General features: G+C 65.9%; 12 protein-coding genes. 5 read left to right on the top strand and 7 right to left on the bottom strand.

What is annotated here, in order from left to right:
- Positions 1-6: 6 nt before the first annotated feature.
- Genes IPJ87_09180 through panB form a run of 4 tightly spaced genes read right to left on the bottom strand, consistent with a single transcriptional unit; the run spans position 7 to position 3,525 of the window.
- Entirely contained in the window at positions 7-1,416 is a 1,410-nt protein-coding gene (locus IPJ87_09180; GenBank protein ID MBK7942033.1) for a hypothetical protein, read from the bottom strand.
- Positions 1,417-1,444: 28 nt separating this feature from the next.
- Positions 1,445-2,041 carry a hypothetical protein gene (locus IPJ87_09185; protein ID MBK7942034.1) on the bottom strand — a complete coding sequence of 199 codons (597 nt, stop codon included), beginning with the start codon at positions 2,039-2,041 and terminating at the stop codon, positions 1,445-1,447.
- A 16-nt stretch (positions 2,042-2,057) separates the two neighbouring features.
- The gene (locus IPJ87_09190) at positions 2,058-2,666 is read right to left on the bottom strand and encodes an RluA family pseudouridine synthase (protein ID MBK7942035.1); all 609 of its coding nucleotides are present in this window, start codon (positions 2,664-2,666) and stop codon (positions 2,058-2,060) included.
- 43 nt (positions 2,667-2,709) lie between these two features.
- Positions 2,710-3,525, bottom strand: a complete 816-nt coding sequence (panB, locus tag IPJ87_09195; GenBank protein MBK7942036.1) for a 3-methyl-2-oxobutanoate hydroxymethyltransferase — start codon at positions 3,523-3,525, stop codon at positions 2,710-2,712.
- Between the two features lie 135 nt (positions 3,526-3,660).
- Between panB and IPJ87_09200 the strand changes: the two genes are divergently transcribed.
- The 3 genes from IPJ87_09200 (at position 3,661) to IPJ87_09210 (ending at position 9,572) form a co-directional block, all read left to right on the top strand.
- The gene (locus IPJ87_09200) at positions 3,661-4,704 is read left to right on the top strand and encodes a DUF4249 family protein (protein MBK7942037.1); all 1,044 of its coding nucleotides are present in this window, start codon (positions 3,661-3,663) and stop codon (positions 4,702-4,704) included.
- Positions 4,705-4,829: 125 nt separating this feature from the next.
- Positions 4,830-6,734 (top strand): molecular chaperone DnaK, encoded by a 1,905-nt coding sequence (gene dnaK, locus IPJ87_09205; GenBank protein ID MBK7942038.1) that lies wholly within the window; start codon positions 4,830-4,832, stop codon positions 6,732-6,734.
- Positions 6,735-7,058: 324 nt separating this feature from the next.
- Positions 7,059-9,572, top strand: coding sequence for a hypothetical protein (locus tag IPJ87_09210; GenBank protein MBK7942039.1), 2,514 nt, complete (start codon positions 7,059-7,061; stop codon positions 9,570-9,572).
- A gap of 84 nt (positions 9,573-9,656) precedes the next feature.
- On the opposite strand, the gene IPJ87_09215 is transcribed toward IPJ87_09210, so the two are convergent.
- Together IPJ87_09215 and IPJ87_09220 are read right to left on the bottom strand one after the other, a co-directional pair.
- Positions 9,657-11,339 (bottom strand): aryl-sulfate sulfotransferase, encoded by a 1,683-nt coding sequence (locus tag IPJ87_09215; protein ID MBK7942040.1) that lies wholly within the window; start codon positions 11,337-11,339, stop codon positions 9,657-9,659.
- Positions 11,340-11,529: 190 nt separating this feature from the next.
- On the bottom strand, positions 11,530-12,276 hold the full coding sequence (locus IPJ87_09220; GenBank protein ID MBK7942041.1) for a hypothetical protein: 747 nt from the start codon (positions 12,274-12,276) through the stop codon (positions 11,530-11,532).
- A 79-nt stretch (positions 12,277-12,355) separates the two neighbouring features.
- Between IPJ87_09220 and IPJ87_09225 the strand changes: the two genes are divergently transcribed.
- Positions 12,356-12,820, top strand: a complete 465-nt coding sequence (locus IPJ87_09225; GenBank protein MBK7942042.1) for a hypothetical protein — start codon at positions 12,356-12,358, stop codon at positions 12,818-12,820.
- A 547-nt stretch (positions 12,821-13,367) separates the two neighbouring features.
- Here the strand turns inward: IPJ87_09225 and IPJ87_09230 are convergent.
- Positions 13,368-13,550, bottom strand: a complete 183-nt coding sequence (locus tag IPJ87_09230) for a hypothetical protein (protein MBK7942043.1) — start codon at positions 13,548-13,550, stop codon at positions 13,368-13,370.
- Between IPJ87_09230 and IPJ87_09235 the strand changes: the two genes are divergently transcribed.
- Complete coding sequence (locus tag IPJ87_09235) at positions 13,549-21,360, top strand: T9SS type A sorting domain-containing protein (protein MBK7942044.1); 7,812 nt, start codon at positions 13,549-13,551, stop codon at positions 21,358-21,360. The two genes, IPJ87_09230 and IPJ87_09235, sit on opposite strands and share 2 nt — an antisense overlap.
- Positions 21,361-21,440 lie beyond the last annotated feature (80 nt).

Below are 21,440 nucleotides of genomic sequence, written 5' to 3' on the forward strand. Positions count from 1 at the left end.
AGGTTCTCAGGGCGTGCGCAGGAACCGGTGTGCCGACCATCGACGGCCGTCCGCGATCGTGAGCACGTACAGACCGGTGGACAGGCCGGAGACGTCCAGCGTGCCCGGACCGTCCATGTCGCCTGTGGCGACCACCGATCCGCGCTGATCGAGCACCGACCAACGGACGGCCCCGCCGAGCGGATGCACCAGGTGCAGCGGCCCGGTGGTCGCGGTCGGCATCACCTGCCAGTCGCGTTCGGCCAGTTCAGGCACACCGTTCCAGGTACACTCGGCCTGCAGGTCCATCAGCCAGGCGCGCACGGCGAGCAGCGCGGGGAACGCACAGGCCCCGTGGTCCAGCGCACCCATGTCCACGGCGCTCACCTGCTGCGCGCCAGCGAGCTGAAAGGCCTGCAACGCCACCTGTGTATTGCCCGGGAACACGTGGTCGTCCGCGTTGCAGTAGTGCATGCGCACCGGCGCCTCTGGCACCCAGCCGTACAGGTCGTTGTCCGCCAGTGCCAGGCGGAAGGGATGCTGTGGATCGGTGGCGAAGGCCTGAAGCACGCTGTCCTGAAGGACCTCGCTGGGCACCGACGGCATCACGGCGTCCACATCTCCGCTGCCGTGCGTGCCGTCGAACAGGGGCGGGAGCAGCGCGTCCCAAGGTGCCTTGAACACTTCCGAAGGGCTGTTGAAGAGCCCGGGATACACGGAACCATAGCCCAGCACCACATAGGGCAGGTAGTAGGGTGCGGGATAGGGCACCGTATCCACCATCACCTGGGCCTGTACCCCGCTCACGTCGTAGGGCCCCGAGCACGGCGCACTGGCGGTGACGGTGAACTCCGTGGCGAACTGCTGCTCGATGGCGCGGTGGGTGGCCATGCACGCGTGCCCGCCCTGGCTGTAGCCCGCAAGGAAGAGCTGCCCGTTGAGCAGGACGCCCTGCGCCGTACACCACTCCCGAACGGCCCGCAGCAGGTCGATGGAGGCGCTGGCCTCGGTGGCCGCGTGCACATAAGGATGAAGCCCCGGTGAATCGCCCAACCCCAGGTAATCGGGCAGGGCGCTCACGAAGCCGATCCCGCTGAGATAGTAACCGACAAGGGCCTCCTGGCTGAGGCGCGAGGGCACGGCCTCCTTTTCCAGGATGGTGCCGTGCATGTAGCATGTGATCGAGTGATAGCAGGTGTCACCGGTGGGCACCATCATGGCCCCCGAGGCCACGATGGGCTGTCCGTCCGCGTCGGTGGACCAGTACCTCAACCGGTACACCTCGATCCCGTTGATGGCGTTGCCCACACCGGTGTCGATCAGCTCCTGTTGGGTGAAGGTGAGCAGCAGCGAGTCGCTGATGAGCACCTGGGCCTGGTGTACCGCGGGAAGACAGAGCGCGGCAACACTTACGGCAAGGTGAAGGATCGTTCGCATGGGCTGAAGATAGCCCGATGCGTCGGGATCAATGCTGCACGGTCAATCGCCCGGCGTGCACGCGTCCGCCATAGGTGGCCCGGTAATGATGGATGCCGGCCGGCCAGGCACGCACGTCAAGTTCCACACGGTCGCCTCGCACGGGCACCGCGGGCCCCACCGCACGACCCGCCTGGTCGAACACCTCCAGCACGCCCTCGGCGGTGCCGGCCTCCCGGAAAAGCAGCACCACGCGTTCATGCGCTGGAGAGGGAAAGGCCAGGTGCTCACGCTCCACCAGCCGCTCGAAGCGGACCTGCTGGATCGACGAGTAGCCCTGCGCACCCAACTTCAAGCGATAGGCGAGCGTGCTCACTTCCTGGGGCTCGTCATCCGTCCAATCGTAGGCCACCGGATCGTTCACGTTGCCGCATAGCCCGGAGATGCCACCCACCTGCATCCAGTCACTACCGTTCACCGCGCGCTCCACCTGGGTGCCATCACATGTGGACCCCGCGATCATGGTCCACTCCAGCAACACCCGGTCCTCGCGCACGGTGGCACTGAAGTCGGACAGGAAGGGATGCTCCTGGGCTTGCGCCGGGGCCAGCATCACGAGGACGAGGAAAAGGAGGGCGCTGCGCATCGTTGTGAAGCAACGTTCAGGCCGGTGGAATAGTGCGCCATGGGGCCCAGGTGGGCGTGTCGGGCAGCGGCGCCTCCACCCGCAGCGCTTCCCCGGTGAAGGGGTGCTGCATGGCGATCGACCAGGCGTGCAGGGCGATGGACCGGTCGCGTTCTCCACGTCGGGCGCCGTACTTCACATCGCCCTTGATGGGATGCCCGGCGGCGGCGAGCTGCGCGCGGATCTGGTGGAACGCCCCGCGCTGCGGCCGCACCTCCACCAGCGTGTACCGATCTCCGCGCAGCACGGGCCGCAGCATGAGCGATACCGGCACGCCGTGGTCCGAGACCCGGGCCCGGTGCGCCTTCGCATCGTGGAGCAAGGTGTGCTCAAGCGTGCGGTCGCTGTTCACCGCGCCGGCCACCACGGCCAGGTAGGTCTTTTGCACGGCCCGCTCGCGGAAGAGCCGGTTCAGCGCCTGAAGCGCCTCGGTCGTTCGACTGAACAGCACCACCCCGCTCACGGGGCGGTCAAGCCGGTGCGGCAGGCCGATCGCCTCACCCGGATGCAACATCCGCACAGCGCTCAACAGGTCGGGGGCGCCGGTGGGGTCCGCCTGCACGGGCATGCCTGCGGGCTTGTGCATGGCGAGCAGATGGGCATCACCCCACAGCACGCGCGGCGCGGCCTCAGTACTGCTCGTCGGCGCTGGGGAAGTCACGCGAGCGGACATCGTTCAGGTAGCGGCCCACCGCGCCGGTGATCACGCCGTGCAGGTCGGCGTAGCGGCGCAGGAACCGCGGGTTGAAGGCCTTGTTGATGCCCAGCATGTCGTGGAGCACCAGGACCTGGCCGTCCACGCCGCCGCCCGCTCCGATGCCGATCACAGGGATGGACACGCTGCGGGCCACCTCGGCGGCCAGGGCCGCGGGGATCTTCTCCAGCACGATGGCGAAGCAGCCGGCCTGCTCCAGCAATTTGGCGTCCTCGCGCAGGCGCTGGGCTTCGGCCTCCTCCTTGGCGCGCACCACGTAGGTGCCGAACTTGTAGATGCTCTGCGGGGTGAGGCCGAGGTGGCCCATCACCGGGATGCCGGCGGTGAGGATGCGTTCGATGCTGCCGATGACCTCACGTCCGCCCTCGAGCTTCACGGCATGGGCGCCGCTCTCCTTCATGATGCGGATGGCGCTGTTGAGGGCGCCCTTGCTGTTGCCCTGGTAGGTGCCGAAGGGCAGGTCCACCACGATGAGGGCCCGGTGGCAACCCCGCACCACGCTGCTCGCGTGGTAGATCATCTGGTCCAGGGTGATGGGCAGGGTGGTCTCATGCCCGGCCATCACGTTGCTGGCACTGTCGCCCACGAGGATCACATCGATGCCGGCGGCATCGACCAGGCTGGCCAGGCTGAAGTCATAGGCCGTGAGCATGGCGATGGGCTGGCCCTGGGCCTTCATCTCCAGCAGCACATGGGTGGTCACGCGGCGGGCGTCCTTCGGTTCGCTCATGGCCAGGGCCCCACCTGGTGGCGGAGGGCGTCAAAGCTAGCGCCGGTGCGCCGAAGCACGGGTCGGAGCACCCGCTCCCCGTTCATCACGCCGTGGCTGAAGGGCGCCGTCTATCTTTGGCGCCCTTCCACGACCATGGCCCGCCACACCTTCGCCCTTCTGATCCTTCCCGCCGTATTCGCCGCCTGCAGCACCGAACTGGAGGTGAGCGCCCCGTACAAGGACATCACCGTGGTGTACGGTGTGCTGTCCACCCGGGCCACCGACGGGGTGAGCGATGAGACGCGGCACTACGTGAAGATCAACAAGGCCTTCCTCGGCGAGGGCGATGCTCTGGTGTACGCGCAGATCCCCGACAGCACCGAGTACGACGATCCCGACTTTCAAGTGGCTCCGCGCGTGGTGGACCTGGACAACAACACGGAGTTCCTGCTCAACGACTCGATGATGCCGCGGGAGCCGGGCGTGTTCAACTCCCCGCTGCACAAGGTCTACTACTTCGACGCCACGCTCGACCCCGAGCACACCTACGCGGTGCGGATGAAGGTGCGCGGCAATGACGTCAGCGCCGAGACGCCGATCGTGAACCCGCCCGCCTACCAATCGGGCTTCCTGCAGACCAACAGCAACAGCAAGTTGAATCTGATGCTGGGCAACCAGTACAACACGGTGGACATGGATTTCCGCAGCGGGCGTGATGCGCGGCGGTATGACGTCAGCTACCGGGTGCGCTACGCCGAGGACCGGTCCGGCGTGCTCACCGAGGAATCGTACACGGTCTTCCTGGGTTCGGTGCGCACCAACGGGCTCAACGGAGGCGAAGAGCTGCAGGTGGCCATCAGCGGCGAGGCCTTCTACCAGAACATGGCCAACGTGATGGAGAACGACCCGTCCATCACGCGGCGCATCTACCGGGGCCTGGACATCCTGTTCGCCGCCGCCAGCGATGAGTTCGCCACCTACCTCACCCTGGCCCAGCCGGTGAGCGGCATCGTGGAGGAGCGCCCCGAGTACACCAACATCACCAATGGCTACGGGCTGTTCGCCGGACGCCACTTCCAAACGGCCGTTGGCGTGAAGCTGGGCGATGCCTCCCTCGTACAACTGGTGGAGGGCCCCTATACGGCACCCTTCAACTTCTGCATCGAAGGCAACGGTCCGCCCTTGGGCTGCGACTGACGATCTGTCCTTCTGTCAGGTCTGTTCCGGTCGGTCCCGCAGGCTCGGGCACCACCTTGTCAGCTTTCCACGGCGATGTGGCCATGGCATACGCATTGACAAGCGGCCCGAACGAACCAACGACCATGAGCAAGATCATCGGCATCGACCTGGGCACCACCAACAGCTGTGTGGCGGTGATGGAGGGCAACGAACCCGTGGTGATCGCCAACAGCGAGGGCAAGCGCACCACCCCGAGTGTGGTGGCCTTCGTGGAGGGCGGCGAACGCAAGGTGGGTGACCCGGCCAAGCGTCAGGCGATCACCAACCCGCGCAACACCATCTTCTCCATCAAGCGCTTCATGGGCAACTCGTACGACGAGAGCTCCAAGGAGGCTTCGCGCGTGCCCTACACCGTGGAACGCGGCCCGAACAACACGCCCCGTGTGCAGATCGGCGACCGCCAGTACACCCCTCAGGAGATCAGCGCGATGGTCCTGCAGAAGATGAAGAAGACCGCGGAGGACTACCTCGGCACCACGGTGACCGAGGCGGTGATCACCGTGCCGGCCTACTTCAACGACGCTCAGCGCCAGGCCACCAAGGAGGCCGGCGAGATCGCGGGGCTCAAGGTGCGCCGCATCATCAACGAACCAACGGCGGCAGCGCTCGCCTACGGCCTCGACAAAAAGCACAAGGACCAGAAGATCGTGGTGTTCGACTGCGGTGGCGGCACGCACGACGTGAGCGTGCTGGAGCTGGGCGACGGCGTGTTCGAGGTGAAGAGCACCGACGGCGACACCCACCTGGGCGGCGACGACTTCGACCAGGTGATCATCGACTGGCTGGCCGAGGAGTTCAAGGGCCAGTTCAACATCGACCTGCGCAAGGACCCCATGGCCCTGCAGCGCCTGAAGGAGGCCGCCGAGAAGGCCAAGATCGAGCTCAGCTCCACCACGAGCAGCGAGATCAACCTGCCCTACATCATGCCGGTGGACGGCATTCCGCAGCACCTGGTGCGCAGCCTCACCCGGGCCAAGTTCGAGCAGCTCGCAGACAGCCTCATCAAGCGCACCATCGCCCCGTGCGAGAGCGCCTTGAAGAACGCCGGCCTCAAGACCAGCGACATCGACGAGGTGATCCTGGTGGGCGGCAGCACCCGGATCCCCGCCATCCAGGACGCCGTGAAGAAGTTCTTCGGCAAGGAGCCCAGCAAGGGCGTGAACCCCGATGAGGTGGTGGCCGTGGGCGCCGCCATCCAGGGCGGTGTGCTCGCCGGCGATGTGAAGGACGTGCTGCTGCTGGACGTCACCCCGCTGAGCCTCGGCATCGAGACCATGGGCGGTGTGATGACGCGCCTGATCGAGTCCAACACGACCATCCCCACCAAGAAGAGCGAGACCTTCAGCACGGCCAGCGACAGCCAGCCCAGCGTGGAGATCCACGTGCTGCAGGGCGAACGCCCGATGGCCAGCGGCAACCGCACGATCGGCCGCTTCCACCTTGACGGGATCCCGCCCGCACCGCGCGGCGTGCCGCAGATCGAGGTCACCTTCGACATCGATGCCAACGGCATCCTGCACGTGGGTGCCAAGGACAAGGCCACGGGCAAGGAGCAGAGCATCCGCATCGAGGCCAGCAGCGGGCTCAGCAAGGACGAGATCGAGAAGATGAGGAAGGAGGCCGAGGCCAACGCCGATTCCGACAAGGCCGCCCGCGAGCGTGTGGACAAGCTCAACGCCGCCGACAGCCTCATCTTCCAGACCGAGAAGAGCCTGAAGGAGTATGGCGACAAGATCCCGGCCGAGAAGAAGCAGCCCATCGAGGATGCCCTCACCCGCCTGAAGGACGCCCACAAGGCGCAGGACGTGGAGGCCTGCGACAAGCTGGTGGCCGAGCTGAACACCGCTTTCCAGGCCGCGAGCCAGGAGATGTACAACGCCGCCCAGCAGGCCCAGCCCAACGGCAACGCCCAGGGCGGAGCCACCGCGGCCGACGGCAGCGCCGAGGTCACGGACGTGGACTTCGAGGAAGTGAAGGACGGCAAATAGGAGCGCGAGATCTCGCGCCCGGTACTTGCCGGCCATGTCCGACCCGACTTGCCGGACCATGCATGGCACGAGCCCCGCGATGATCGCGGGGCTCGTCCTTTCCGGACCTCCAGCGCATCCCATGGACCTTGTGCAGCGGCGGGCGTGTTCGCTGAAGGCGCAGGGACCAACGGTCCGCGGCCGATCAGCGGGAACAGCGGCCCGGCATTTCGTTACTTCGCTACAGCACCAACCAGCCGATCAGCCATGTTCCATTCAGTTGTCGACCACTTGCGGTTCCGTGGAGCCCAGCGCATCCTTCCGGCGCTCCGTCCGGCCGCTCTGATGCGCACCGGGCTCTTCCTGCACGCGTCGTTGTTCCTGGCGATCGGTGACATCCACGGCCAGACCATCACCACGGGCAGCCTGGCCCCATACAACGGCGGCAACGGGGTGGGCGGCAACGGGGTGATCACCTTCGGGGTGACGAACACCTCCGGTGCGGACATCCTGCTGACGGACGTGGCCTCCTACTGGCAGACGGCCTCCAACGGGGCGAACACGACCTTGTGGGCTACGACCGTCACCCTGGGCGGGCCCTACTACCCCTTTGTCGCCTCGGATTGGACGGCGATCGGTACGGGTACGAACCTGTCCGTGCCCGCCAATGGCATCCACCCCACGATCACGGGCCTGACGTATCTGATCCCCGATGGTGGAGCGGTGCGGTTCATGTTGGAGTCCGACCAGAACATCCGATACAGCGGCACAGGTGTCATCAGTCCCAACACGTTCACCGTGGGCGGGATCTCCCTGCATTGCGGGGACTTCACCTTGCCAGGAGCCACGGGCATCGTGGGCTACGGCGGTGTGTTCACGAACTCCGGGAACAACCCGCGCTACTTCACCGGCACGCTCACCTTCATTCCCGCGACACCCTGCTCGGGAGCGCCCACCGCAGGCAGCATCGCCGGGCCGTCCTTCGCCTGCGCGAACACGTCGGTGGACCTGGTGGTGAACGGATCCACAGTGGGCACAGGCATTACACGCGAGTGGTACAGCAGCACCACGTCCGGTGGCCCCTACTCCACGTTCGTGGGTTCCGGAGCCACCGTGAACACGGGGACGATCACCACCGACATGTACTACGTATGCACGGTGACCTGCACCAACTCGGGACAGGACGCCACGACGAGCGAGTTCCACGTACCGGTCACACCCGGCATCTCGGGCGCCTACACCATCAACGACGATGGCAGCGGTGACCTGCTGAACTTCTCCGAGGCGGCGGCCTTGTTGAGCTGCGGGGTGAGCGGACCGGTGGTCTTCACGGTGGCGCCCGGTAGTGGCCCGTATGTGGACCGCCTTGTGCTGGGCGAGATACCGGGTGCGAGCGCCACCAACACCGTCACGTTCATCGGCGGGGGCGCCACCCTTGCGCACTCCCCCACCGTCAGCGCCGACCGCGCCGCGATCCTTCTGGACGGCGCCGACCACGTCACCATCGAGGGCCTCACCATCGATGTGTCCGGCGGCACCTACGGATATGGCGTGCACCTGTTGGACCAGGCCGACCACAACACCATCAGCGATTGCAGGATCATCAACCCGGACAACACGGCCTCGGCGAACTACGCCGGCATCGTGGCCTCCGCATCGCTCACCAACGCCACCACGGCCGGCAACAACGCGGACCACACCACCATCGAGGACAACCTGCTCCTGGGCTGCGGGGGCACCTACAAGCTGCGGCTCAACGGGGCATCGGCCACGGCACGCGCCTCCGGCAACGTGGTGCGCAACAACCAGCTGCTGAACGGATACAACTACCAGCTCTACATGAATTTCCAGGACAGCGGACTGGTGCAGGGCAACATGATCGGCCGACCCGGTCTGACCAACACCACCACGTTCTATGGCATCTACCTGAACAACAGCGTGGGCATGACGGTGGACGGGAACACCATCCAGAACGTGGGCGGGTCGAGCACGGCCTACCTGTACTACATCACTGCGTCGGACGCTCCGGTGGGTCTTGAGAACACCTTCCAGAACAACGTCGCCTACCGGTTGAACAACACCGCGGCGAACTACGGCTTCTACAACAGCGGCAGCGACCGCGCACGCTACTACCACAACAGCATCCTGATCGACGACCAGAACACCACCGCGGGCGCGGCCTATGGGATGTACCAGACCACCGCGGCCACGGGGTTGGAATACCGCAACAACATCATCAAGATCGGCCGATCGGGGACCGGCATCAAGCGCTGCCTGCACTTCGCCACGGCCACCACCACCTTCACCAGCGACAACAACGTGTGGGTGATGGCCTCCACCGGCGGCACCACCAACGAGGTGGCCTACCTCTCCACGGGCTATCCCACGCTGGCCGCCTGGCAGGGCACCGGTCGCGACGCGGCCTCTTCGGCCGCCGATCCGCTCTTCGTGAGCAACACGGACCTGACGCCGACCAACGTGGCCATCAACGACATCGGCGATGCGGGCATCGGGGCCCTGGTGCCCCTGGACCACCACGGAGGGCCGAGGCCGCTGGGCGGCGCGCCCGATCCGGGGGCCTTCGAGTTCGGCGGACCCACGGGGATCGCAGGCCCAGGCCCGCTGACCACGGTCTGGTCCATCGCCCCCAACCCGGCATCGGACCGTTGCGTACTTCGTTCCTCAGACGGAAGGACAGGCGACTGGACGCTTCTCGACCGGTCGGGGCGGTCGTTGCACCGGGGTGATGCCGTCGCCGGAGCGCTCATCCCGGTGAGTTCCCTGGCCGCGGGCACCTACGTGGTGCTCGTGCGCGAAGGCGCCACGATCACCCGGTTGCCGCTTATGGTGGTGCACTGAAGCGGCCGCATCTGACCGCACTGACCCGAGCAACGAAGAAGCCCCGCGATCGATCGCGGGGCTTCTTCGCTCGCAATGGACAGGTCACGGTGCCACCAGAGCGAAGCGCACAGGGCGGGCATCGATGCCCAAGGGAACAAGCGCGTAGGCCCCAGGGCGCAGGCCGGCCGTGTGCAGGTCGTTCCGTCCTGCGACAAAGCGTTCGCGCAGGACCGCACGTCCGCTGCCGTCGATCACCAGCACCTCCATGGGTCCGGCGACCTCGGCCACCAGTCGCGTGCCGTCTGCCACCACCACCACCGGACCTCCTTCGCCCGCAATGGGGGTCGTTCCCACGTTCAACACGCAGAACTGCTCGTTGGGCATTGTTTCAATATACCCGATGGGGTCCAGCACCAAGCCCTGAAGGCGCGGATCGGACGGTGCGATCCACTCGGCTTGGAAGATGATCGTGTTCGACCCGAGGACGGTGCCCTGATCCACGGGTATGCCGTCCTCCATGGGCACCACATAGGACCAGGCCTGGCTGCTGTCCGGCCGCAACTGCACCATCCACCCTTGTCGGCCCGATGCGACGAGCACATGTCCGTTGGGAAGCTTTTGTCCGCTGCCCTGGCCCGGGGAATACAGGTCGGGCGGGTTGGCCGTCATGAACCGCGCATCGCGGTCCAGCGGTCCGAAGGCGGTCCCGGGGACATAGGCATAGTTGCCGTTCCCGTCCACCGGCGGGGCGAAGATGTCCACCGCACTGTAATTGGATCCAACGCGATTGTTGAACACCATGATCTTCCCGACATCGGGATCGTTGGCATCCAGGCCCGGGCCCACCCAAACGGCCGCGTGGTTGAAGAAGAGGTCCCGATCGGCCGGCCCTCCGCGGTCATAGATGCTCGGGTTCCCCCAGCGATACAGCAGATCGCCGCCCCGGCCCGAGTTGCCGCCCACATGGCCGGCGGCCTCCGCCGTCGTGGTGCTGTGATCGATCACCCACACCTCGTGAAGGAAAGGCACGCTCAACAGGATCTGGTCCAGGGCCGGGTTGTAGTCAACCGAGTTGATGTGCAACCAGTCCGGATTGATGTTCTGCGTGTACACGGCGTTGATGTCCAACAGCTCCGGGTGATCGGCCACGACCCCGTAGTTGGCCGCGTTCGGGTTGAAGTCCTGCACAAGGTGGTCCCAGACGTGCCACTCCCACACCACGTTCACGGAGTCCAGGCCCACCGGTTGCAGTTCCACGATCTTCTCCGGCCAGAGGGTGCTGAAGCCGAAGCCGACAGTATCCCGGCCTGCATCCCAGGCCTCCTGGGCGGACTTCAGCTCCCACACGATGGCGAGCATGTTCCCGTTGGGCATCAGCTCCACATCGTGGTGCATGCACTCGGTGGCCGAGCTGATGGTGTGATCCCAGAGCACCGTATTGTCCCATGCCTTGAGCTGCACGTGTTCCCCGTTGCCTCCAGCGGTGAAGAAGGGATTGCCACCCGCTTCATCCACGTACGTCCGCAGCAAGGTGCCGTTGTTGCCCAGGCGGATCGAATTGCCGGGCACCGACGCGGTATCCGGCCAGCTGTGCACCAGTTGACCACAGGCGTTCACCAGGAACACCGTGCCCTGCTGGTCGGGGAAGAACAGGAAATAGCCGTCGATCATGTCCGGCTCGTAGTGCGTGAGGCCCACCGTGTTCTGCGCAACAGCGCGTTCCTGGATGGAGGCAAGCGCCGTGGCGATGATGATGGTCCGAAGGAAGGATCCGCGAAAGGGCATGGCTCGGTGTTTCGGTGAGCCAAAGTAGCGCGTACGGGCCGGACGGAACTCCTGGGTGTTCGAGACCCGAGCGCGGCGCCGGCGGGGGCCCAGAGCAGTGCGCATCATGACGCACCGGCCATCACCGGGTCGTTGAACGCGACGAGCCCCGCGCATGCGGGGCTCATTCATTTCCTGGCCGACCTGGGGCTCAACGCACCGCGTGCACCTTGCCGTCCACATACTCCTCGGTGCGCACTAAGGCCCCCTGGTCGTCGCGGTAGGTCCAGGTGCCGATGCGCTGCGTATCCATGCGCTGGGGGTTGTAGCGGGCGCGGCCCTCGCACCGCACGAGGCCTCCGGGGTGGAACTCGCGCTGCAGGAACTCCACCTTGCGCTTGTCCACCAGTTCGAGCGTGCTGATGGGTGAACCATCGGAGGCGAACAGGTCCATGCGCTCGTAGTACGCACCGCTCCTGTGCTTCTCTTCGGCGTAGCGCAGCTGACCATTGCGGTAGTGTTCCCGATACTCGAGCGCCATGCCGTCCACGAAGCGGGTCTCGGTGGCGGGCTGCCCGTTGGCATGGAAGGTGCGCAACACGGACCGCAGGGCGTCCGCGCTGCGGAACTCGCGCTCCAGCGTACCGTCCGGATGGTGGTTCTTGTAGAGCGTGAGGCGGCCGTCGACATAATAGCCCTTGTGCTTGAGGGCCCCGTTGGGGTGGTGGTCCTCCACCCAACCGATGCAGGGGTGGCCGTTGCACAGGCGCACCGAGTCGCCGCCGGTGACCGGGTTGAAGGCCTCGTAGGTGGCGATGACCGCCGCGGGGTCCTCCAGCTGGGCCGGATCGATGGGGAAGGCATCGGCGGCCATCAGGGCCAGGTCGTCCTGGGCGGGCAGGGCGGAGCGCAGCAGAAGAGCAGCGATCGCGGAAAGCGGGAAGTGTGCGGTGAGCATGGCCCCTGCTACGATGGTGCGGGGGTGCTGGTTGCGGATCGCCGATCCCCTAACTTGGGCTCCCCTAACCCCACGACCCATGATCATCCGCACCCTTTCCCTGGCCATCATCCTGCTGGCCGCGCAACCCCGCGCGACCGCCCAGACCGCGGACGTTACCCCGGCCCACTACGCGGAAGCGCAGGTGGCCTGGTTGGACGAACTGCTGAAGTTGACCCCGGAACAGGTGGTCGAATGCCGGCGCATGCTGGTGGAGCACGAGAGCCAGCAGACCGACACGCGGCAAGGCCTGCGTGCGATGATGGCGCAGTTGGAGGAGCAACAGCGCGAAGCCTGGTCCGGCCTCAACCGCTCGCTCACCACCGAGCAGGCCGAGAAGCTCCTGCGCGCCACCAAGCAGGGTGTGCCGGTGACCATGGACACGGCCGAGCCGGGCTCCACCCATGGTCATCGCAAGGAGGACGGTACGCAGGGTACGCCACCCGAAAAGAAAGGCGCCACCTCGGGCAAGCCGGCCTCCAGCCCCACCACCCTTTCCCGCTGAGGGCACGGGCCGGGCACCGGTCGTATCGCCATGGGCACGGCCACGCCCGATCGGTTGCCTCCTGTTCAAAACTTTTTTTCCTTGCTCCGCACCTAACGATCCAATAGTATTGACCGATCGGATGAAGAACCGATCCCTGCAGATGACGGTACCCTTGACATCGACCGACGGCTTGTTCCGCTCGTGCTCGAGCGTGATGGGTCGTTCCGACAGGAGCGAAAGGAACGCTTCAGCCATTCACCGGGCCGGCCTGGACGGTGGCCTTTGCCACCCGCTTCCAACCCTGCGAATACGACCACGGTGCCCCAGGGTGACCACCTGAGCAGCGCACCAGCACAGCATCATTCCACAACTCCACAACTCCAAGCCCCCAACCCCCAGTCCACACGAGTCCCCAGGCCGCCAGGCCACTCCTTGGATCGAACCTCCTTTGAACGAAGCGCCCAGTCGACCCGGTCGTCCAACACCGGTGCCGACTTACCAACGGCGGTGGCCCGTTCGCCATCACAGCTCCCTCATCCAAAACCAAACACCTACACATGAACCTTCAGAACGCAAGGCCTACGGGCCGAACGCGTCGAACGGGGTGGAAGCACGCCTTGCTGGCGGTCGCGGCCACTTGTTCGGCCGCGTTGGGGTGGTCGCAAACGACCATCACCTGCACGGGCACGTCGGGTTCGTTCCAATCCGGCTCGGTGAACTCCGCCGGTACGAAGAACGACGGCAACATGATCACGGTCAACTCCAGTGCGAACCGGGGTTGGGCGCATTACGACCTGACGTCGATCCCCGCGGGCTCGACGGTGACGGCCGTCACGGCGAACTTCACCACTTACACCTCCACCTCCTCCAGTGCGACGAACAACCTGTACGGGTTCACGGGTGACCCGGCGAGCATCGCTGGCCCTGCGTTGTACACGGCGTGTGGGAGCGGAACTTCGCTGAACGCCTCCTCATGGACGGCCAACGCGTTGAACACGAAGGTGCTCAATGCGACGGGCCTGGCCTTCATCCAGGCCAACTGCGGAACGAACAACGCCAACATCGGCTACGTCCGCGCCTCCACGAACAACTATAACGTCGGTGGCTATCCGGGCGCTCCTGCGGCCGCACCGGACCTGGTGATCACCTTCATTCCGCCGACCCCCTGCGCGGGCACACCGGCACCCGGCAGCACCCTGTCCACCCTGGCCAGCGCATGCCTGGGACAGGCGTTCACGCTGTCCTTCTCGGGCAACTTCGCCGGTCAAGGTGGCATCACCTATCAGTGGGAGAGCTCGCCGGACGGCAGCTCTTGGACGCCCATCATGGGTGCGACCAACGCGACCTACGCCACCACCATGGCGGCGTCCACCTACTACCACTGCATCGTCACCTGCACCAACAGCGGTCAGAGCGCCACGAGCACGGACCTGCAGGTGACCCTGACCTCCAACGCCTGCCAGTGCGGCGCCTACCCGGCCATCTTCGCCAGCAATGCGGCGGACGAGGAGATCACCAACGTGACGGTGGGCGCGATGAACGTGAACTCCACCTGCGCCACCCTGGCGCCCGGCGCGGGTTCCATCCTGAACCGCTACAGCAACTACGCCGGCACCTTCGGGGTGACGGCCTCTCAGTTGGACCTCGTGCCCTTCAGCCTGACGCAGGCCTCCTGCGGCGGCGCCTTCGGCAACGGCTTCCAGCTCTTTGTGGACTGGAACCAGGACGGCGACTTCCTGGACATGGACGAATTCGTCTACAACCAACCGGCGGCGGCCACGGGCAACCACACGAAGACCGGCGACTTCACCGTGCCCATCACCGCGCTGTTGGGCACCACGCGCATGCGCGTGGTGAACGTCGAAACGACCTTCCCCACCGTGACGAACTACTCCAACACGGCCTACACCTGGGGTGAGACCGAGGACTATTGCTTCACGGTGACGGCCTCGTCGGCCTGCACGGGCACGCCCGCGCCGGGCAACACCCTGAGCACGCTGGCCAGCGCCTGCCCGTCCACGAGCTTCACGCTCAGCCTGCAGAACCTCACGGTGGGCACCGGCGTCAACTACTCGTGGGAAACATCTCCGGACGGCAGTTCGTGGAGCCCCGCTGGCGGCTCGCCGAACCTGCCCTCCTGGACCACCACCCAGGCGGCAGACACCTACTACCGCTGCGTGGTGACCTGCTCCTTCAGCGGCTTCTCCGGCACCAGCACCGCGGTACCGGTGACCACCATCAACGACCTCTGCATCTGCGGCGCGTACCCGGCCTTCTTCGCCAGCAGCCCGGCGGACGAGGATATCACCAACGTGACGGTGGGCGCGATGAACGTGAACAGCGTCTGCAGCGACTTGGCTCCTGGCGCGGGCTCCATCCCGTCCCAATACAGCAACTACACCGGCACCTACGGGGTGACGGCGACGCAGTTGGACATGGTGTCCTTCAGCCTGACGCAGACCTCCTGCGGCGGCAGCTACGGCAACGGCTTCCAGCTCTTTGTGGACTGGAACCCGGACGGCGACTTCGTGGACATGGACGAATTCGTCTACAACCAACCGGTGGCGGCCTCGGGCAACCACACGAAGACCGGCAACTTCACCGTGCCCATCACCGCGCTGTTGGGCACCACCCGCATGCGCGTGGTGAACGTCGAAGCGGGCTTCCCCACCGCGACGAACTACTCCAACACGGGCTACACCTGGGGTGAGACCGAGGACTACTGCTTCACGGTGAACGCCGCGGCGGTATGCTCGGGCACGCCCACGCCGGGCAACACCCTGAGCACGCTGAGCACGGCCTGCCCCGCGCAGAGCTTCACCCTCAGCCTGCAGAACAACATCAACGGCTCGGGCGGCAGCTACCTGTGGGAGACCTCGCCGGACGGCAGCACCTGGAGCCCGGCCGGCGCACCCGACGCCCCGACCTGGACCACGACCCTGGCGGCCAGCACCTACTACCGCTGCACGGTGACCTGCACGTTCAGCGGCTTCTCCGGCACTAGCACCGCGGTGCTGGTGAACGTGGGCGGTGCCTGCGAGTGCGCGGCCTACTGCGCGGTGACCAACGCCGGCTCGGCCTGCATCACCAACGTGCAGATCAATACCCTGAACAACACCACGGCGGGCTGCTCGGGTGGCACGAACTACTCCCTGCAAACGGCCACCACCACGCTGTCCGAGGGTCTCACCTACACCTTCACGATGACCTGCGATGCCAGCGCGATCACCTCGGTGTGGTTCGACTGGAACGCCGACCAGATCTTCGACGCCAGCGAATGGTACCAGGTGTTCACCGCGGGCACCACCAACTCGGTGCAGGTGACGGTGCCGAACGGTGCCACCTTGGGCAACTCCCGCATGCGCGTCCGCAGCCGTGGGACGGGCAACTTTAACGGTGCCGGCGACGCCTGCACGATCATGGGCGGCGGCGAAACGGAGGACTACTGCATCACCATCGACCAGCTGGTCGGCTGCTCCGGCTCCCCGCCCGCCAACAGCGTCACGGGTCCGGCCAGTGTCTGCGGCGGTGTCAACTTCACCCTGGGCCTGCAGAACCCGCCGACCGAAAGTGGTTACAGCTACCAGTGGTACGTGAGCACCGATGGCGGCGCCACGTACAACCCCACGGGTGGCAACAGCGCCACGCTGAGCACCTCGCAGACCAGTGCCTCCGTGTACTACTGCGACATCACGTGCACGAACAGCAGCCAGACCACGACCTCCAGCACCTGGACGGTGAACATGAGCTCCTTCCTGAGCTGCTACTGCACGGCGGGCGTGGGCCCCACGAGCCCGGCGGACAGCCAGGTGGAGAGCGTGCAGCTCACGGGAGCCCCGGGCAGCATCAACTACACCTTCCCCAGCTGCCCCACCGGCGTGCTGGGCGTGCAGGACCTGACCGCCCTGACGGCGGATCTGGTGCAGGGAGGGATGTACACCATCTCGGTGGACTTCGGCACCTGCGGCGGCAACTACAACGGCACGGGTGAAGTGTGGATCGATTACGACCAGGACGGTCTGTTCGAGGCCGGTGAATCGCTGGGCACCCAGAGCGGAGCGCCTCCGGGGGTGGCCAACCTGAACTTCACGGTGCCGGTAACGGCCACCCTGGGCATCACCCGCATGCGCGTGATGCAACAGGAGAGCGGTGTGGCGCCGCTGAACCCGTGCGGCGGCTTCACCTGGGGTTCCGTGATGGACTTCAGCGTGAACATCAACACGCCGGTGCCGTGCAGCGGTCAGCCCAACCCGGGCAACACCCTGAGCACGCTGCCCTCGGTGTGCGCGTCGAACTCGTTCACCCTGAGCCTGCAGAACAACACGCTCGGCACGGGGGTCACCTACCAGTGGGAGACCTCGCCGGACGGAAGCACGTGGACCCCGGCCGGTCCTCCCGGCTCGACCTGGACCACCACCCAGAGCACGGCGACCTGGTACCGCTGCGTGGTGACCTGCGCGGGCAACGGCAACAATGCCAGCACCCCGATCCAGGTGCTGATGAACCCGGCCAGCGCGTGCATCTGCATCCCGACCTACACCTACGGTATCGGCTCCGGCGACCTGATCAGCGAGGTGGAGATCTTCGGCACGACGTTGCTGAACAACACCGGCACGGCGACCAGCCCGAACATCTCCTACACGTACTACACGGGCCTGCCGAACTACACGGCGAGCCTGGTGGCCGGCGGGACCTACACGATCGAAGTGACGATCGGCAGCTTCACCAACCAGAACATCGCGGTGTGGATCGACTTCAACGAGAACGGCACCTTCGAGACCCCGAGCGAGCGTGTGGGCTTCTTCGGCCCGATCAACACGGCGTTCGGCTCGGCGACCTTCCCGTTGACCCTGCCCTGCAACCCGACCCCGGGCCTGAAGCGCATGCGTGTGCGTGAGGTGTATGCCACGTCGGCCAACACGATCGATCCCTGCCTGAACTACGGCTGGGGTGAGACGGAGGACTACGATGTGACCATCCTGCCCCCGCCGCCCTGCCCCGCTCCGGGCAACTTCCTCGTGAGCGCCAGCACGGGCAGCAGCGCCTCGTTCACTTGGAACATCGCCTGTACGGAGACCGCCTGGAACATCGAGTGGGGTCCTGCGGGCTTCACCCAAGGCACGGGCACGACCGTGCCGGTGACCCCGACCCCGACGGCGACCATCGGTGGCCTGACCCCGGGCAACTCCTACGAAGCCTACCTGCAGGCCGACTGCGGTGGCAACGGCACGAGCAGCTGGGTGGGTCCGATCACCTTCAGCACCTGCAACGGCCTCTGCGCTGATGCGGTGACCGCCGTGCTGGGCGTGAACACGACCGGCCCGATCAACTGCGGCAACGGTGCCACCAACGCGCAAGCGGCTGGTGCCACGCACGCCCGCTGGTTCACCTACACGGCGACCGGCACCGGTGTGCTCACGGCCTCTGCCTGCGGCGCGGTGAACACGGGCAACGACGACACGCGCCTCACCATCCACGGTGGTGCCTGCGGCGGTCTGACGATGCTGGCCTCCGGCGACGATGAGTGCACGTGGGCATTTGGTGGAAGCGCCTTTGCCAGCACGGCATCGGTGTTCGTCACCAACGGCCAGCAGGTCTTCATCGAGTGGGACGACCGCTGGAACCCGGCGGGCTTCAACTGGGACCTGAGCTTCACGCCCTGTACGCCCGACCCGGCCGACCTGTGCGTGAACAAGAACCCGGCGGCCAACCCGATCTCCATCGGCAACCCGGCCGTGGTCTTCACCGGTACGCTGGATTGCCAGACGCAGGACGGCATCTCGCCGAACCCCTTCGCGCAAGCGACCGGTTGGGAGTGGGTGGCCTTCGAGCTGACCCAGTGCGCCAACGTGCAGATCAGCTACTGCGGCACGCCGAGCTTCCAGTACGGTGCGCTGAACATGTACGGGGATTGCGGCACGCTGTTCATCAACTCGCAGACCTACGACTTCGTCACCTGCGTGGACGGCAACCCGACCATCTTCTTCGAGGACCTGTCTCCGGGCAACTACTACTACCCGGTGCTGTGGTCGCTGCCGCTGAACATGGTGGGTCCGTACCAGATCAACGTGACGGCCACTGCGCCCACGAACCCGTGCGCCCCGAACATCAACTGCGCCGGTGCGCTGCCCCTGAGCTGCCCCGGTTCCGTGACGGGCAATACGAACAACCAGTTCCCGACCCTGCCGGTCAACGGCTGCCCCTTCACGGGCAACACCAGCGGTGGTTCGCTCTGGTACACCTACACGGCCGCTGCGGATGAGAACATCATCCTCAGCACCTGCGGCATCACCACGGTGTTCAATACCCGCATCAGCGTATACACCGGCGGTGCCTGCGGCAGCCTGAGCTGCTACACCATGAGCGACGACTTCGGCGGTGCCTGCACCAACCGGAGCCAGGTGGAGTTCTTCGCCCAGGGTGGCCAGACCTACTACATCGCGGTGCACAGCCCGTCCGCTTTCGATGACGGTGCCTTTGAACTGCAGGTGGGTTGCGGCCCGGTGTGCCCGCGTCCGACGAACGACGGCTGCTTGGGTGCGACGGGGCTGACCAGCTTCCTGGCCGATGGTTCGGGAACCCCGACCGGCGGCGACAACAGCTGCGCGCAGAACGATGCCTTCACCACCTGCAGCCCGGTGCTCAACAATCAGGGCATGTGGTACAGCTTCAACAGCGGCAATAACTCGATCCACGTGCTTGACCTGCTGGGCTCTCCGCAGAACGGTGCGCTCACCGCCAGCCAGTTGAACTACGCGCTCTTCAGCGGTGGTTGCAACGGCGACCTCAGCGCGTTGGGCCAAGTGGGCTGCGACGACGACGGCGATGGTTACGACATCGTCCTGACGGGCCTGACCTACCCCGCGGACTACCTGCTGTACGTGTACAACCCGGGCAGCACGGGCTTCGAGGGCACCTTCGAAGTGATGGTGGAGCACCCTGGTCGGAACGACGCGGGCGTCACCGCCATCAACGCGCCGACCGGTCTGGTGTGCACCTCGTTCCTCGAGCCTGAGGTGGTGCTGACCAACTTCGGCGAGAACACCCTCACCAGCGTGAACATCGTCTACGACCTGGACGGTGGCCTCACGGGTCCCTTCGTGTACAACTGGACGGGCAGCCTGCCCTACCTGGGTACTGAAGTGGTGCAGCTGCCGGGCTTCACGGCCCCGTACGGCACGCACACGCTGAACGTGACGGTGCAGAACCCGAACGGCCAGGTGGACGAGATCCCGGGCAACGACCTCACGAGCGAGCTGAACATCGACGTGACGGGTGAGACCGTGATCGTGCGGATCACCACGGACAACGATCCGACCCAGATCTACTGGGAGATCCAGGACCAGGCCTTCCAGGTCGTGGCCGCGGCCCCTGCCTATGGCGCGGGCAACACCACGGTGGATGTGACGACCTGCCTGAGCACGTTGAACGGCAACTGCTTCAGCTTCTACCTGTTCGACTTCCTGGGCGATGGCCTGAGCGGTATGGGCAACGGCAACGGCAGCTGGAGCCTGCGCACCCTGGGTGGGCAGACCCTCCTGGGTGACGACTTCAACGGCACGATCAGCGGTCTGCTCAGCCCGAACAGCCCGCCTGCGACGGCCGGTTACGTGAGCGGCCACGAGTTCTGCCTGCCTCCGGGTCCCAGCACCCTGCAGGCGGGTGAGTGCGGCATCTTCACCAACCTGCTGCAGAACAAAGTGTACGCCACCACCGTGCCCGGTGTCACCACCTACCAGTTCGAGTTCTCCGACCCCGACGCCGGATTCCGCCGCCGTATCGCGGTGCCGCGCAACTGGGTGAAGTTCTCCGAGATGGTGACCAGCCCGCTGCAACCCGGTGTGCGCTACTTCACCCGTGTCCGTGTGGACCAGGGTGCGGCCGGCCTCGCCGACGATCGCTTCGGGACGGGTTGCGAGATGGGTCTGGATCCGACCGCCGTGCCGGGCTGCACCGGTCTGGTGGACGACATCGGCTTCCCCGCCCACAGCTGCGGCGTGATCAAGACCTTCGGTGGGTCTGACAAGATCTTCGCCCAGCCCGTGGTGGGTGCCACGCAGTACCGCTTCCGCTTCGAGAACATCGGCGAAGGCTACCTGCGCACGATCGTCCGTCCGAACTACATCTGCCCGCTGAACTGGGTGACCCTGCCGCTCGTGAACGGCAGCACCTATCAGGTGAGCGTGGAAGTGCTGTACAACGGACAGTGGAGCGGTTACTGCGGCCCGGTATGCTCGGTGACCATCCTGAACCCGCCGGCCATGGCCCAGCAGCGTGATGCTGAGGTGGTGACCAACAGCGGTCTGCAGGCCTGGCCGAACCCGGTGCGCGACGGCGTGGTGAACCTCCGCCTGGACGGCCTCACGGCCGGCACCCAGCGCGTGAGCCTGGAGGTGTACGACCTCACCGGCAAGCGCGTGGTGGCCCAGGACATGGAGAACAGCGGCCCCGTGTTCAACACGGTGCTTGACCTGGATGGCTTCGCCGGTGGCGTGTACATGGTCCACCTCAACGTGGACGGTGCCGTGCACCAGCAGCGCATCAGCGTGGTGAAGTAGTCCCGCTGACCGACCTTATGCGAAAGCCCCCCGCCGGAGCGGGGGGCTTTTCGCGTTCGGGGGGGGCACCGATGGTCACA

Source organism: Flavobacteriales bacterium (assembly GCA_016713875.1).
In the GTDB taxonomy this organism is placed as follows: Bacteria; Bacteroidota; Bacteroidia; order Flavobacteriales_F; family PHOS-HE28; genus PHOS-HE28.